The 14,687-nt window shown below is 62.8% G+C and carries 10 protein-coding genes; all 10 read left to right on the plus strand.

Features of this window, described 5'->3' with window-relative positions:
* The first annotated feature begins 57 nt into the window (after window positions 1-57).
* The 10 genes from E0E29_RS11130 to E0E29_RS11175 all read left to right on the plus strand — a co-directional run bounded on the left by E0E29_RS11130 (window position 58) and on the right by E0E29_RS11175 (window position 14,643).
* Window positions 58-3,402, plus strand: a complete 3,345-nt coding sequence (locus tag E0E29_RS11130; protein ID WP_130849914.1) for a PD-(D/E)XK nuclease family protein — start codon at window positions 58-60, stop codon at window positions 3,400-3,402.
* Window positions 3,395-7,006, plus strand: a complete 3,612-nt coding sequence (gene addA / locus E0E29_RS11135; protein WP_242622473.1) for a helicase-exonuclease AddAB subunit AddA — start codon at window positions 3,395-3,397, stop codon at window positions 7,004-7,006. The genes E0E29_RS11130 and addA overlap by 8 nt, the downstream gene beginning before the upstream one ends.
* Before the next feature lie 144 nt (window positions 7,007-7,150).
* Window positions 7,151-7,357 carry a 50S ribosomal protein L31 gene (gene rpmE, locus E0E29_RS11140; protein ID WP_130849915.1) on the plus strand — a complete coding sequence of 69 codons (207 nt, stop codon included), beginning with the start codon at window positions 7,151-7,153 and terminating at the stop codon, window positions 7,355-7,357.
* Between the two features lie 91 nt (window positions 7,358-7,448).
* Window positions 7,449-7,955 carry a flavin reductase family protein gene (locus E0E29_RS11145; protein WP_130849916.1) on the plus strand — a complete coding sequence of 169 codons (507 nt, stop codon included), beginning with the start codon at window positions 7,449-7,451 and terminating at the stop codon, window positions 7,953-7,955.
* 22 nt (window positions 7,956-7,977) lie between these two features.
* A complete protein-coding gene (hflX, locus tag E0E29_RS11150) occupies window positions 7,978-9,237 on the plus strand; it encodes a GTPase HflX (RefSeq protein ID WP_130849917.1) in 1,260 nt (419 codons plus the stop codon).
* Between the two features lie 18 nt (window positions 9,238-9,255).
* Entirely contained in the window at window positions 9,256-9,900 is a 645-nt protein-coding gene (locus tag E0E29_RS11155) for a YigZ family protein (RefSeq protein WP_130849918.1), read from the plus strand.
* Window positions 9,901-10,025: 125 nt separating this feature from the next.
* The gene (locus E0E29_RS11160; RefSeq protein WP_130849919.1) at window positions 10,026-11,030 is read left to right on the plus strand and encodes a deoxyguanosinetriphosphate triphosphohydrolase; all 1,005 of its coding nucleotides are present in this window, start codon (window positions 10,026-10,028) and stop codon (window positions 11,028-11,030) included.
* Between the two features lie 59 nt (window positions 11,031-11,089).
* Window positions 11,090-12,844 carry a DNA primase gene (gene dnaG, locus E0E29_RS11165; RefSeq protein ID WP_130849920.1) on the plus strand — a complete coding sequence of 585 codons (1,755 nt, stop codon included), beginning with the start codon at window positions 11,090-11,092 and terminating at the stop codon, window positions 12,842-12,844.
* Between the two features lie 28 nt (window positions 12,845-12,872).
* A complete protein-coding gene (gene rpoD / locus E0E29_RS11170) occupies window positions 12,873-14,168 on the plus strand; it encodes an RNA polymerase sigma factor RpoD (RefSeq protein WP_417093068.1) in 1,296 nt (431 codons plus the stop codon).
* A 10-nt stretch (window positions 14,169-14,178) separates the two neighbouring features.
* Complete coding sequence (locus E0E29_RS11175; protein ID WP_130849921.1) at window positions 14,179-14,643, plus strand: NUDIX hydrolase; 465 nt, start codon at window positions 14,179-14,181, stop codon at window positions 14,641-14,643.
* Window positions 14,644-14,687 lie beyond the last annotated feature (44 nt).

Consider the following 14,687-nt stretch of genomic DNA (forward strand, 5'->3'; position numbering starts at 1 on the left):
AAAGGCCCGCGCCGACAGCGCGGGCCTTTTTGTCTCACGCAGAAAGGAAGGATCGCTGTGCTCAAGCTCCTGCTGGGTCGGGCCGGAACCGGAAAGACAGCTGAAGTTTTGAAGCGGATCGCCGCTGGGGGAGGGAGGCGGCAGCTGCTCATTGTACCTGAGCAGGCCTCCCATGAGACGGAGCGTCGGCTATGTGCAGTGGCGGGTAATCAGGCCTCCCTCTACGCCGAAGTCCTCTCTTTTACCCGACTGACCAGCAGGGTGTTGGCTCAGTCAGGAGGACTTGCGGCACCGGCCCTAGACCCAGGCGGACGGGTACTCCTTATGTGTGCCGCCCGGAAGGCAGTCTCCAGCGCCCTCACGGTCTATGCCCGGCCCTCCCAGAAGCCCGCCTTCCTCTCCGGCCTACTGGCCACTCTGGACGAGTGCAAGCAGTACTGTGTCTCCCCGGAAGACCTGACCAAAGCTGGGGAGGAGCTGGAGGGGCAGGAGGGGGAGAAACTCCGGGACCTGGGGCTCATCTTCGGTGCCTATGACGCCCTGACTGCTCAGGTGGCTGCCGACCCCCGAGACCGCCTCACCAGGCTGGCCGAGGGCCTGGCTGAAAGTGGCTGGGCCAGAGGAATATCTGTCTATGTAGATGGCTTTACAGACTTTACACCCCAGCAGATTCAAGTCTTGCGCCAGTTGTGGAAGCAGGCCAGGGAGGTCACGGTGGTCCTCACCTGTGCGCCGGAGGAGGAGGGGGAGAGCGGCATCTTTGCTCCGGCGCGGAGAACCATTGCCCATCTGAACCGGGCAGCCATAGCCGATCATGTTGAGGTGGAGGTTGAGACCTTACATGACCGAAATAGCTGTAAAGTAAAAGAGCTTTCTTATGTTGAGAAATACTTATTTTCTGAGGAGGTTCAGCCCTGGAAAGGACCGGCGGAAGGAGTGCGCCTGTTTACGGCAGTCACCCCACGGTCCGAGGTGGAGTGGACGGCTGCTGAGATCCTGCGTCTGGTTCGGGAGGAGGGACTCCGCTATCGGGAAATCAGCGTGGTGGCCCGAGGCTTTGACGCCTATGCCCCGCTCATCGAGGAGGTTTTTGGGCGCTATGGCATACCGGTTTTTCTGGACAGCATGACCGATATCCTCCAAAAACCGGTCTTTGCCGTGGTCACCGGTGCCCTGGACGTGGTGGCGGGGGACTACGACAGCGGGGATGTGTTCCGCTACTTGAAAACGGGGCTCACCGGTGTGGCCCGGTCGGATTGCGACCTGCTGGAGAACTACGTGCTGAAATGGGACCTGAAGGGGAGTCGCTGGACGGCGTCGGCTGCCTGGGATATGCACCCCCGGGGGTATGGCTTCCCCATGACAGAGGAGGACCAGGCCCTGCTGGACCGCCTGAACGAGGTGCGCCGGCAGATCACGGAGCCGCTGGAGATGCTCCGGCGCAACACCGACGAGACCGGCGAGGGCCAGGCTGTGGCCCTGTACCGCTTCCTGGAGGAGATTCGACTGCCCCAGCGGCTGGAGGAGCGGGCCCAGGTGCTCCGAGAGCGGGGCGAGCTCAAACGGGCGGAAGAGTATGGTCAGCTGTGGGAGATCCTCTGCGGAGGTCTGGAGCAGTGTGCGGCCATCTTGGGTCGGGCGCCCTTGGGGCTGGAGGAGTTTGCCCAGCTGCTCAAGCTGGTGCTCTCCCAGTATGATGTGGGTGCCATCCCCGTCTCCCTGGATCGTGTAACGGCAGGGGATGCCGCCCGTCAGGGGGACCGGCAGTGCTCCGCCCTCTTCTTTCTGGGTGCCGATGACGGCGCACTGCCTCAGGTTGCGCCTGCGCCGGGACTCTTCACCGATGACGACCGCAGCCTGCTGGCCTCCATGGGCCTGGAGCTCTCCCCCCAGCTCACCGACAAGCTGGACCGGGAGATGACCATTGTCTACGCCGCCTGTGCCCGTCCAGACCGCCATCTGACGGTGAGCTGGGCCGCCCTGGGACCTCAGGGAGAGGAGCGGCGGCCCTCCTTCCTTTGGGAGCGGCTGCGGCGGCTTTTTCCGGAGGTCCTGCCCATCCGGGAGCAGGCCCTGGGGGATGATTTCCGCCTGGCGGCGCCCCGTCCCGCTCTGGAGCTGGCGGGGGAGCACCCGGAGGTCCTGAGCCTGCTCCGTGACCAGGAGGAGCTGGCGCCCCTGGCCCGGCGGCTGGAGCGGGGGGCGGGTCTGGAGCGGGGACGCCTCTGCCCGGACTCAGTGGCCCGGCTTTACGGTCGGAAGGTGCCCATGTCGGCCTCACGAATGGATAAGTACCGATCCTGCCACTTCTCCTACTTCATGAAGTTCGGGCTGAAGGCCAAGGCCCGGCAGACCGCCGGATTCCAGGCGCCGGAATACGGCACCTTCGTCCACTATGTGCTGGAGCATATCCTCAAGGACACTGCCTGGAAGGTGGAGGACGGAAATGGAGGCTGGACCTGGGACAAGAGCGTGGTCCGCAAGCAGATCAAATCCATCATGGAGACCTACATCGCCCAGGAGCTAGGCGGGCTGGAGAACAAGACTCCACGGTTTGCCTACCTCTTCAACCGGCTCATCCGGCCGGTGACTCAGGTGGTGGAGAATGTGCTGGAGGAGCTCTCCGTTTCCAGCTTCCAGCCCATCTCCTTTGAGCTGGGCTTCGGCGACCGGGGGGACCTGCCCCCGGTGGAGCTGACGGTGGACGGAGTCACCGTCAGCGTCTCCGGCTTTGTGGACCGGGTGGACGGCTGGGTCCACGACGGACGGCTCTACCTCCGGGTGGTGGACTACAAGACGGGCCGCAAATCCTTCGACCTCACCGAGGTGTGGAACGGCCTGGGGCTCCAGATGCTCCTCTATCTCTTTACCTTGGAGGAGAAGGGAGAATCCCTTTACAATTATGCTATCACACCGGCTGGCGTCCTCTACCTGCCTGCCCGGGCGGCGGTGGCCAAGGGCAGCCGAGGCATGACGGAGGCGGAGCGGCAGAAGCAGACCGACGCCGAGCTGCGGCGTCACGGTCTCCTCCTGGACGATCCAGAGGTGCTGGAGGCCATGGAGGCAATAAACGAGGGCGGTCCCCGTTTCTTGCCTGTAAAGGTATCTAGCCGTACAGGCGCGATCACTGGAGAGGCGCTGGTGACGGCGGAGCGGCTTGGTAAGCTGAAAACACACACCCAGCACATCCTGGCTGAGATTGCCGGGGAGCTCTCTTCCGGCATCATCGACGCCGACCCCTACTGGCGGGGACCGGAGAAGAACGCCTGCCTCTACTGCGACTATGCCGCCGCCTGTCACTTTGAGGACGGATGCGGAACTGACAGGCGAAGATACTTGCCTACAATTGACAGCGAGACCTTCTGGACCTCTGTGGCCAATGAGGAGGACGGAGATGTGTGACCGGATGAGAAAGGGGGGAGAAGCTATGGGCTTTCCGCTGACCGAGGAACAGCGGGCAGTGGTGGAGGACCGGGGCGGCGGGCTGCTGGTGGCTGCCGCCGCCGGTTCCGGCAAGACCCGGGTGTTGGTGGAGCGGCTGCTGCGCCGGGTCCAGGAGGAGGGGGCGGATATTGACCGCTTCCTGGTCATCACCTACACCAAGGCGGCGGCGGCGGAGCTGCGGGGCCGTATCGCCCAGGAACTGTCTGTCCGACTGGCGGAGACGCCGGGGGACCGCCACCTGCGGCGGCAAGCCATGCTGCTCTATAAGACCCAGATCTCCACCATCCACGCCTTCTGCGCCCAGCTCCTGCGGGAGCACGGCCACCTGCTGGACCTGGAGGCCGATCTGCGGCTGTGCGACGAGAGCGAGGCGGGAGCGCTGATGCTCCAGGCTATGGACCAGGTGCTGGAGGAGCGGTACGACGCCATCCAGCCCGGGAGTGACTTTGCCAGCCTACTGGACACCATGTCCGCCGGACGGGATGACAGTCGTTTGGTGGAGATTGCTCTGGACATTTATAATAAGGTGCAGAGCCATCCCGATCCTCACGCCTGGCTGGAGTCCCAGGGCCGGGCCTTCGACCTGGAGGGTGTCACCGACGCGGGGGAGACCGTCTGGGGCAGACTGCTGCTGGGCCAGGCCAGGGAGCAGGTGGGTTACTGGCGGGCCCGGATGGGGGAGGCCCTGGCCCTTTGCGAAGGGGACGAGAAGCTCAGCCGGGGCTACGCCCCAAGTCTGGCCGAAACCCTGGCCGATTTGGAGGCCTTTGAGACGGCCCTAAGCCAGGGCTGGGACCGGGCGGCGGAGAAGTCCGCTGTCTCCTTCCCCCGTCTGGGCGCGGTGCGGGGCTGTGAAGACCCCGCCGCCCAGGAGCGGATCAAGGCCATCCGGGAGGCCTGCAAGAAACGGTTGGGCAAGCTGGCGGAGCGTTTTGCCGACGGTAGCGGCCAGCTTCTGGAGGACCTGCGGGCGGTGGCGTCGGCGGTGCGGGGGCTGTTCGCCCTGGTGGAGGATTTTTCGGCCGCCTATACCGCCCTCAAGCGCCGTCGCCGGCTGCTGGACTTCTCCGACCTGGAGCATCTGGCCATCCGGCTCCTGCGGGAGAGCGACGGTTCCCCCACAGAGCTGGCCCAACTGGTGGGCAGCCGGTACATTGAGGTCATGGTGGACGAGTACCAGGACACCAACGAGGCACAGAACGCCATTTTCGACGCCATCTCCAAGGGGGGCAGGCGGCTTTTTATGGTGGGCGACGTAAAGCAGTCTATCTACCGCTTCCGGCTGGCCGACCCCACCATCTTTCTGGGCAAGTACCGCACCTTCAAGCCCCGGGAAGAGGCTTCAGAGGGGGAAAACCGCCGGATTCTGTTGACCCGGAACTTCCGCTCCCGTCCCCAGGTGCTGGAGGGAGCCAACTTCCTCTTCCGCAACATCATGTCCGTACCCTTCGGGGAGATGGACTACACCGCCGATGAGGCCCTCTATCCGGGGGCAGAGTTCCCCGGCCGGCAGGAGGACTATGCCGTGGAGCTGGACGCCCTGGACCTCTCCGGCGTGGAGCCGGAGGGAGAGGGGGAGAAGGTGCCCCGGGATCTGCTGGAGGCCCGCTTCGCCGCCCGGCGTATCCGGGCGCTGCTGGACAGCGGCTTCCAGGTGGCCGACGGGGAGGGGGGCACCCGACCCCTGGAGCAGGGGGACGTGGTAATTCTTCTGCGCTCCCCCAATACCGTCCTGCGCCACTACGCCCGGGCCCTGGGGGAGCAGGGCCTGGCCTGGGAGGCCGAGGGCGGGGAGGACTTCCTCACCTCCACCGAGGTGTCGGTGGCCCTGTCCTGCCTGCGCATCGTGGACAACCCCCGGCAGGATGTGCCTCTCATCTCGGTGCTCCGTTCCCCGGTATGGGGCTTTTCGGCGGACCGGCTCTCCCAGATCCGCTCCGCCGCTCCCGACACCGACTTCTACGGCGCCCTCCTGGCCGACGGCGGCGCCGATGTGAAGGAGTTTCTGGAGGAACTGGACCGGCTGCGGGACCTCTCCTGCGACATGAGCTGCCACCAGCTCCTGTGGGAGATTTATGACCGCTTCGGCATGCTGGGCATTTTCAGCGCCATGGGGGACGGAGAGACCCGGCGGGGAAATCTTCTGGCTCTGGCAGAGTGTGCCCGGCAGTTCGAGTCCGCCGGCCACAAGGGCCTCTACGGCTTCCTCTCCTATCTGGACCGGGTGATGAACGCCGGCGGACGGCTGTCCTCACCCAGCCCGGCGGGGGAGGGCAGCGGTGTGCGCATCCTGAGCATCCACCGCTCCAAGGGCCTGGAGTTCCCGGTGGTCTTTCTGTGTGGCCTGGCCCGTCGGCTCAACCGGGAGGACATGCAGAAGCCCATGCTCTTCCACCCCAAGCTGGGGGTGGGCCCCAAGGGTCTGGACCCGGAGCGGATGGTGGAATACACCACCCTGGCCCGGCAGGCGGTGGCCGCCCAGCTGGAGCGGGAGATGATGGCGGAGGAGCTGCGGCTCCTCTATGTAGCCATGACCCGGGCCAAGGAGAAGCTGGTCCTCACCTGTGCCCTCACCGGCGGGGCCAGGGACCTGCGCAAGCTGGCGGAGGATGCCGCCTGTCCGGTGGACCCCCAGGCCCTTCTGTCCACCCAGTCGGCGGCCCAGTGGGTGCTGCTGCCGGTGCTGGCCCGGCCCGACGCGGGGGCGCTCCGGCGGGCTATGGAGCGGGACGTGCCCCTCACCGCCGCCGACTGTGGTCCGGCGTGGGACATCCGGTGGGTGGACGGCGGCGATCTTGGTGCCTCTCCGCTATTTCGTAGACCTGAAGAGCAAGGAGGAGCGCCGGAAACTGCCCGGCTGGATCTGGAGGACCTGGCCCGGCGCCTTAGCTGGCGGTATCCCCACCAGGATGACACCATCATCCCCTCCAAGCTCACCGCCACCCAGCTCAAGGGTCGGGACCTGGACCAGGAGGCGGCGGAGGCCGCCCCACAACCGCCACGGCCCATCCAGTTCCCACGTCCCCGATTTGCGGCGGAGGAGCTGGGGCTGACGGCGGCCCAGAAGGGCACTGCACTTCATCTGGTCATGCAGTTTATCGACTTCGACAAGTCTACTACCAAGCGGGGAGCGGCGGCTGAGATCCAGCGGCTGGTCCAAAAGCAGATCATTACCCCCCAGCAGGGGGAGGCCGCCGACCCCGCCCGCATCGCCGCGCTCTTTTCCTCCCCTCTGGGCCGGGAGCTTCTGGCCTCGGATACCCTCCAGCGGGAGTTCAAGTTCTCCATCCTGGTGCCCGCCCGGGACTATTATCCCCAGGCGGGAGAGGGGGAGAGGGTGCTCCTTCAAGGTGTGGTGGATTGTTGGTTCGAGACTCTGGAGGGCATCACGGTGGTGGACTTCAAGACCGACCGGATCAGGGAGACCGACCTTCCGGCACGGGTGGAGTCCTACCGGTCCCAGCTCATGGCGTACAGCCGCGCGCTGGAGGAGGTCACCGGCCGAAAGGTGGTCCGGAAGGTGCTGTGGTTCTTCCGATTGGACAAAGCGGTGGAGCTCTGACAGAGCGGTGGGAGAGAATTTGCGACAAAATAAGAAAAAAATACTTGCATTATCTTATTACCTGTGCTATTATATTCTAGCGTTTGTAAGGCGTGGAGGTTTGCTGCGCCGTCTCATCCGGAACGAGAAAGAGGTGAAACAGCAATGAAGGAAGGTATTCATCCCAATTATCAGCAGACCACTATTAAGTGCGCCTGTGGTAATGTGATCGAGACCGGTTCTACCAAAAAGGACATCCGCGTGGAAGTTTGCTCCAAGTGTCACCCCTTTTTCACCGGCAAGCAGAAGATGGTGGACACCGGTGGTCGCGTGAGCCGCTTCAACAAGAAGTTCGGCCTGGACAAGAAGTAAGCACGATACTCAAGAGGCCCGCGTCGGTTTCGGCGCGGGTCTTTTCGCATATACTGCTTTACACAAGAACAAGAAGTAGGAGGGCGCAGACATGTTGGAAAAATGCGATGTGAAGAGCCTGGACCAGAATGTATTCTCCCTCATTGGAGAGCAGTGGATGCTCATTACCGCGGGGACGGCGGAGCACTGCAATACCATGACCGCCAGTTGGGGCGGCCTGGGGGTGCTGTGGGGCAGCGACGTGGCCACCTGCTACATCCGTCCCCAGCGGTACACCTATGAGTTTGTGGAGGGGAGCGACTATTTTACCCTCTCCTTCTTTGGGCCGGAGTACCGGAAGGCGCTGGCTCTCTGCGGTTCCAAAAGCGGCCGTGAGGTAGATAAGGTAAAGGAATGCGGCTTTACGGTCTGCACCGGGGAAGGCGGCGCCCCCTACTTCGCTGAGGCGGAGCTGGTGCTGGTGTGCCGGAAGGTGTATTGGCAGGATATAGATCCCACCCACTTCCTGGACCCCGAGACCGATGAAAAGTGGTATCCTGAGAAGGACTACCACCGGATGTATATCGGTAAGATCGTGGAGGCCTATCGAAAGAAATAAGGGACGCAGTCCCGGAGGTACTATGACTGACCATACCGAAGAAAAAATCGACCGGGCCGTCCTGGTGGGACTCAACGCCGGCTGCCTGAGCCGGGAGGAGAACGCCAGCGAGTCCTCCATGGAGGAGCTCGCTGCCCTGCTGGAGACGGCGGGAGGGGTGTGCGTGGGCACGGTCCTCCAGAACAAGGATACCCCAGACCCCCGCACCTTCATCGGCGAGGGCAAGGTGGCCGAGGTGAAGGAGCTGGTCCAGGGGACCGGTGCCACCATGGTCATCTTTGATAACGCGCTCTCGCCCTCCCAGCAGCGGGTGCTCTCTGACGAGCTGGGAGTGGGAGTCCTGGACCGCTCCGCTCTGATTCTGGATATCTTCGCTCAGCGGGCCCGAACCAAAGAGGGCCGGCTCCAGGTGGAGCTGGCCCAGTACCAGTATCTGCTGCCCCGGCTGCTGGGCATGTGGACCCATCTGGAGCGGCAGGAGGGCGCCATCGGCACTAGAGGCCCTGGTGAGACTCAGCTGGAGACCGACCGGCGGCACATCCGCAGAAAAATCCAGAAGCTGCGGGAGGAGCTGGAACAGGTGCGCCGGGTCCGTGCCACCCAGCGCACCCGCCGGGAGAAGAACGAGGTGCCGGTGGTGGCCATCGTGGGCTACACCAACGCGGGGAAATCCACCCTGCTCAATACCCTCACCGGTTCCGATATCCCTGCCAACAACCGGCTCTTCGACACCCTGGACACCACCACCCGCACCCTGGAGATCTCGGATACCTGCACAGTGCTCATCTCGGATACGGTGGGTTTCATCTCCAAGCTGCCCCATCACCTGGTGGAGGCCTTCAAGGCCACCCTGGAGGAGCTCTCCTTCGCCGACCTGCTCCTCCACGTCATTGACTCCTCCAACCCGGAGTGGCGGGAGCAGGCGGCGGTGGTGGAATCTCTCATCTATGAGCTGGGAGCCTCGGAGACGCCCCGGATCGATGTTTTCAACAAGTGCGACCGATACAGCGGCGACATCCTGCCCCACGGGGAGGACATCGTCACCGTCTCCGCCAAGACGGGGGAGGGGCTGGACCGGCTCCGCAGCATGATCGGCGACCGTCTGGACGCTGGCGCCCACCGTGTGACATTATCCCTGCCTTATGACAAGGGCGGGCTGCTGGACACCCTGTATAAGGAAGCCAAGGTGGAGTCAGTGGAGTACGGCGAGACCATCCTGGTCACGGCGATTTGCACGCCCAAGCTCCTGGGTCAGATGAGCCAGTTCCTGACGGACAACTGACAGAAATGAGGACCGGCCATGACAGAGTATTATATCCCCACAGCATCCTCCGAGACCGAGCTGGTGGAAAAACGCTCCCGCTTCATCGGCCATGTATGGCATGTGCAGAGCGAGGAGGAGGCCAGGGCTCGGATCGAGGAGACCAAGAAAAAGCACTATGATGCCCGCCATAACTGCTGGTGCTACCGGCTCAAGGACGGCACCGAGCGCTACTCCGACGACGGAGAGCCCCAGGGCACGGCGGGCCAGCCCATGCTCAACGTCTTTCAGCGGGAGGGCGTGGTGGACGAGGTCTGCGTGGTGACCCGGTACTTTGGCGGCATATTGCTGGGGGCCGGTGGGCTGGTGCGGGCCTATACCCAAAGTGCCAAGGACGCCCTGGATGCCGCCGGTATCTCGGTGGTCCGCCAGTGGTCCCGGCTCGAGCTGCGTTTTCCCTATCATCTCCTGGAGCGGATTAAGCTGGAGGCGGAGGAGGCCGGAGGTCTCCTGGGGGAGACCGACTATGCCGCCGACGTGGGCCTCACTGTTTTCCTGCCCGAGGGCGGGGAGGCGGCCTTTGTAGACCGGGTGGTGGAGCTCACCGCCGGGGCGGTGACGCCCGCTGTTACCGGACAGGACTTCCGGGCGGCGCCTCTGATCCCCCCGAAGGAGAGGGACTGAATGAAGCTCCGCCCCCAGACCGGAGCCGATGATGAATAATCTATTAATTTTTCTCGGACAAGCAGGATTTTTCCCTGCCCGCGGCGTATAACACCTCAGAACTTTTTCTAGGGAGGTGAGACGCCTTGACGGAACGAGAGCGACGGGAGGCCCAGGAAATGCGGTTCCTCTCGCCCTATGCCTGCCTGTCTGCCGACTCCAGGGGCCGGGCTCGACCGGTGGAACCCTGCCCAGTGCGGACCTGCTTTCAGCGGGACATCGACCGCATTGTCCACTCCAAGGCCTTTCGGCGGCTGATGCACAAGACACAGGTTTTCCTGCACCCTGAGGGTGACCACTACCGTACCCGTATGACCCACACCATCGAGGTGGTCCGTATCGCCCGTACCCTGGCCCGTGGGCTGCAGCTCAATGAGGACCTGACCGAGGCGGCCGCCTACGGCCACGACCTGGGACACACTCCCTTTGGTCACGCCGGTGAGCGGGTGCTCAACGAGATCATGCCCGGCGGCTTTGAGCACAACGTCCAATCCCTGCGAGTGGTGGACCGTCTGGAAAACGACGGGGACGGCCTGAACCTCACCTATGAGGTGCGGCGGGGCATTTTGTGTCATACTGGTCCCGACCGGGCTGAGACTCTGGAGGGACAAATCCTGCGTCTGGCGGACAAGATCGCCTATATCAACGCCGACATTGACGACGCCATGCGGGGCGGGATCATCTATCCCATGGATATTCCGCTGGAAATTTCCAACGTGCTGGGCTTTACTTACTCCGAGCGCATTGACACCCTCACCACGGATATTATCCGGGAGAGCGCCGACATTGGCGCCCTGCGTCAGTCGGACGCCTGCCGGGAGGCCATGGATAACCTGCGGGAGTTCATGTTCGAGCACGTCTACCGTAACCCGGTGGCGAAGGGGGAGGAGTCTAAAGCGCAGGGCATGCTCATGCGGCTGTTTGAATACTACTGCCACGATCCGGACATGCTTCCCCCGGAGTTCCAGGACATCCGTGAGCGGGAGAGCGTAGAGCGGGCGGTGTGCGATTATATCGCCGGCATGACCGACAATTACGCGGTGGAGAAGTATTCCGCGGCCTTTATCCCCATGTCCTGGGGCGTCAAGTGAGGTCCGGACGGTATGAATCCGCCGTATGGCGGTAAAAATAGCCTGAAAGGGGGAGAAACATGGCCGTCCCGGCACAATTCATCGATGAATTGATGGCGCGGTGCGACATCGCGGACGTGGTGGCCGACTACGTTCCCCTGACCCGGAAGGGGGGCAGCCTCTGGGGCTGCTGTCCCTTCCACAGCGAGCGCACCCCGTCCTTCCATGTGGTGCCGGAGCGTCAGATGTACAAGTGCTTCGGCTGCGGCAAAGGCGGAGGCGTGATCAACTTCATCATGGAGATCGAGAACCTCTCCTACCCGGACGCCGTGCGGTTTCTGGCCAAACGTGCGGGGCTGCAGGTGCCGGAGGAGAGGGGAGATGGGGGCTTTCGCAAAAAGCGGGAGCGGCTGCTCTCCCTCAACAAGGAGGCCGCCCGATACTTTCACAGCGTGCTCCACAGCCCAGCCGGGCAGGCCGGCGTGGAGTATCTCTTCGGCAAGCGGAAGCTCTCCAAGGCCACAGTGACCAGGTTCGGTCTGGGCATGGCGCCGGAGGGGTGGGACAAGCTCATCACCGCAATGGCCGCCAAGGGGTATGAGAAGGGTGAACTGCTGGAGGCCGGACTGGTGGTCCGCAGCAAGGAGGGCCGGGTCTATGACCGGTTCCGGAATCGTGTCATGTTCCCCATCATAGACCTGCGGGGCGATGTGATCGGGTTTGGCGGACGTGTACTGGACGACTCCACACCCAAATACCTCAACTCGCCGGACACCCCGGTCTTCAATAAGGGCCGCAATCTCTTTGCCCTGAACATCGCCAAAAGGACCCGCCTGGGCCGCATCATCCTGACCGAGGGCTATATGGACACCCTGTCCCTCCACCAGGCTGGATTTGACTGCGCTGTGGCCTCTCTGGGCACCGCCCTGACACCAGACCACGCACAGCTTCTCTCCCGGTACACCAAAGAGGTGGTCATCGCCTACGATGGCGACGGCGCCGGTGTCTCGGCGGCCCAGCGTGCCATCGGGCTGCTGGAAAAGACGGGGATGAAGGTCCGGGTCCTGCGGATGAAGGGGGCTAAAGATCCAGACGAGTTTATCGGCAAATACGGCCCGGAGGCCTTTGCCAAGCTCCTGGACCAGAGTGAGAACCACATTGAATACCGCATCGACCAGGTAAAGGGGAAATATGACCTCACCGACGATGCCCAGCGAGTGGAGTTTTTGAAGGAGGCTGTCCCCATTTTGGCCCAGCTGCCCAGCCCGGCGGAGCGGGAGATCTACGGCGCCCGATGCGCCGAGATGGCGGGAGTCACCGCCGAGGTGGTGGCCCAGGAGGTCAAGCGGGAGCGCTCCCGCTTGAGCTGGAAGGCGAAAAAGCAGCAGGAGCGCCGGGACCTGACGCCGGCGGTCCAGCTCCAGCCCAAGGAGCGGGCACTGCGTTATGACAACCTCCGCTCTGCACGGGCGGAGGAGGGCGTCCTGCGGCTGGTGATCCTGGACCCGGAGCTTTTCGGCAGCACGGCCGCCCTGGACCCGGAGCATTTCTCTGCGCCGCTTCTGGGAAAGGTTTTTCGTTTGCTCCGGGAGCGCTGGACCAACGGGCTTACCGTCAGCCTGGCCGCTCTGGCCGGCGAGCTGGAGCCCACCGAAATGAGCCACCTGAGCGGTGTGCTGACACAACCGGAATCTCTCCAGAATGGCGCGCGCGCCATGAGGGATTACATAGAGATTATAGAGACAGAAGCGGAAAAACGCAGGCTGGCAGGGGAGTCCGATGAACTGCTGGCCATGCAGAAAAAGCTGCTTGAGAAAAAAGCATATGGAGGATGAGTCCATGAGTGGAAAGAGAATACTGGATATGCCTGCTGAGCTTCCCAAGAAGGCCCAGGTCACCAGTGGAGAGAAGATCGAGGCCGGCAAGGCGGAGCTGATGAAGGTCGTTGAGGGCGTTCAGGGTGCCGAAAAGCTGGCGGAGCTGCTGGATAAGGGAAAGAAGAAGGGCAAGCTGTCCTCCAGCGAGCTCATGGACGTCCTGGAAGAGATGGACCTGGAAAGCGAGCAGCTGGATAAGATTTATGATGCCATGGAGAACATGGGGATCGACACCGCGGGGGAGGACTATCTGCCTGAGCTGGTGGATGAGGTCCCCAGCCTGGAGGAGATCGAGGATATTCCCGAAGAGGAGATCGTGGACCCCAATACCCTGGTGGACTCCTTCGGCATCGACGACCCGGTGCGCATGTACCTCAAAGAGATCGGCAAGGTAAACCTGCTGACTCCTGACGAGGAGGTACGTCTGGCTCAGGACATGGGTGCCGGCGATGCCGCCAAGGAGCGCATGGCGGAGATCGAGAGCGCAAAGAAGAAGGGCGAGGAGATCGTCCTCACACCGGAGGAAGAGAAAGAGCTTAAGCGTGCCATCAAGCGTGGTGAGGCTGCCAAGCAGCGCCTGGCTGAGGCAAACCTCCGTCTGGTTGTCTCCATTGCCAAGCGCTATGTGGGCCGCGGTATGCTCTTCCTGGATCTGATTCAGGAAGGCAACCTGGGCCTCATCAAGGCCGTGGAGAAGTTTGATTACACCAAGGGCTACAAGTTCTCTACCTACGCTACCTGGTGGATTCGCCAGGCCATTACCCGCGCCATTGCCGACCAGGCCCGTACCATCCGTATCCCTGTCCACATGGTGGAGACCATCAATAAGGTCATCCGGGTCTCCCGTCAGCTGCTCCAGGAGCTGGGCCACGACCCCAGCCCCGAGGAGATCTCTGAGGAGATGAATATGCCGGTGGATAAGGTCCGGGAGATCCTGAAGATCGCCCAGGAGCCTGTAAGCCTGGAAACTCCCATCGGTGAGGAGGAGGACTCCCATCTGGGTGACTTCATTCCCGATGAGGACGCTTCCGAGCCCTCTGAGGCCGCCAGCTACACCCTGCTCAAGGAGCAGCTCATTGACGTACTGGACACCCTCACCCCCAGGGAGGAGAAAGTCCTCAAGCTGCGCTTCGGCCTGGAGGACGGCCGTACCCGCACCCTGGAAGAGGTGGGTAAGGAGTTTAATGTAACCCGTGAGCGTATCCGTCAGATCGAGGCCAAGGCCCTGAGAAAGCTCCGCCACCCCAGCCGGAGCAAGAAGCTCAAGGACTTCCTGAACTGAGGGGCGCAGCATGAAAATCAAATTCTATGACCAGGCGCTGGACAGTGACCTAAAATATGCGGTCATCTGTGCCAGGGTAGGGGAGAAGTGGCTCTTGTGCCGCCATAGGGAGCGGCAGACCTGGGAGCTGCCCGGCGGACACCGGGAGCCCGGAGAGGATATCCACGAGACCGCAGCCCGGGAGCTCCGGGAGGAGACTGGTGTTACCGAGTGTCAGATGGAGCCTGTGGCTGCCTACGGTGTGTTTCAGGATGAGGAGGACCCTTCCTTTGGTGCTCTCTTTTTTGCCGATGTGTGGGAGCTGAATGAGCTTCCTGAGGGCAGTGAGATGGCAGAGTGCCGCTTGATGGAGGCTCTGCCAGAGGCGCTGACCTACCCGGAGATCCAGCCTCTCCTGCTGGAGCAGGTACAGCGGTGGCTGGATGGCGGAAATTTCCGTTCCGTCCAGGATGATATTTTTGAGCTGATGATGTGAGTGAAGCCGTTCATATTTTATTTACAAGCTATTTAAAATCTGTC

Source organism: Intestinimonas timonensis (assembly GCF_900626145.1).
Lineage (GTDB): Bacteria > Bacillota > Clostridia > Oscillospirales > Oscillospiraceae > Intestinimonas > Intestinimonas aquisgranensis.

Excerpts from the sequence above, each read along its gene's own strand:
- hflX (WP_130849917.1), top strand. The coding sequence starts at position 7,978 with ATGACTGACCATACCGAAGAAAAAATCGACCGGGCCGTCCTGGTGGGA.
- dnaG (WP_130849920.1), top strand. The coding sequence starts at position 11,090 with ATGGCCGTCCCGGCACAATTCATCGATGAATTGATGGCGCGGTGCGAC.
- E0E29_RS11155 (WP_130849918.1), top strand. The coding sequence starts at position 9,256 with ATGACAGAGTATTATATCCCCACAGCATCCTCCGAGACCGAGCTGGTG.
- rpoD (WP_417093068.1), top strand. The coding sequence starts at position 12,873 with ATGCCTGCTGAGCTTCCCAAGAAGGCCCAGGTCACCAGTGGAGAGAAG.
- E0E29_RS11145 (WP_130849916.1), top strand. The coding sequence starts at position 7,449 with ATGTTGGAAAAATGCGATGTGAAGAGCCTGGACCAGAATGTATTCTCC.
- addA (WP_242622473.1), top strand. The coding sequence starts at position 3,395 with ATGTGTGACCGGATGAGAAAGGGGGGAGAAGCTATGGGCTTTCCGCTG.
- rpmE (WP_130849915.1), top strand. The coding sequence starts at position 7,151 with ATGAAGGAAGGTATTCATCCCAATTATCAGCAGACCACTATTAAGTGC.
- E0E29_RS11175 (WP_130849921.1), top strand. The coding sequence starts at position 14,179 with ATGAAAATCAAATTCTATGACCAGGCGCTGGACAGTGACCTAAAATAT.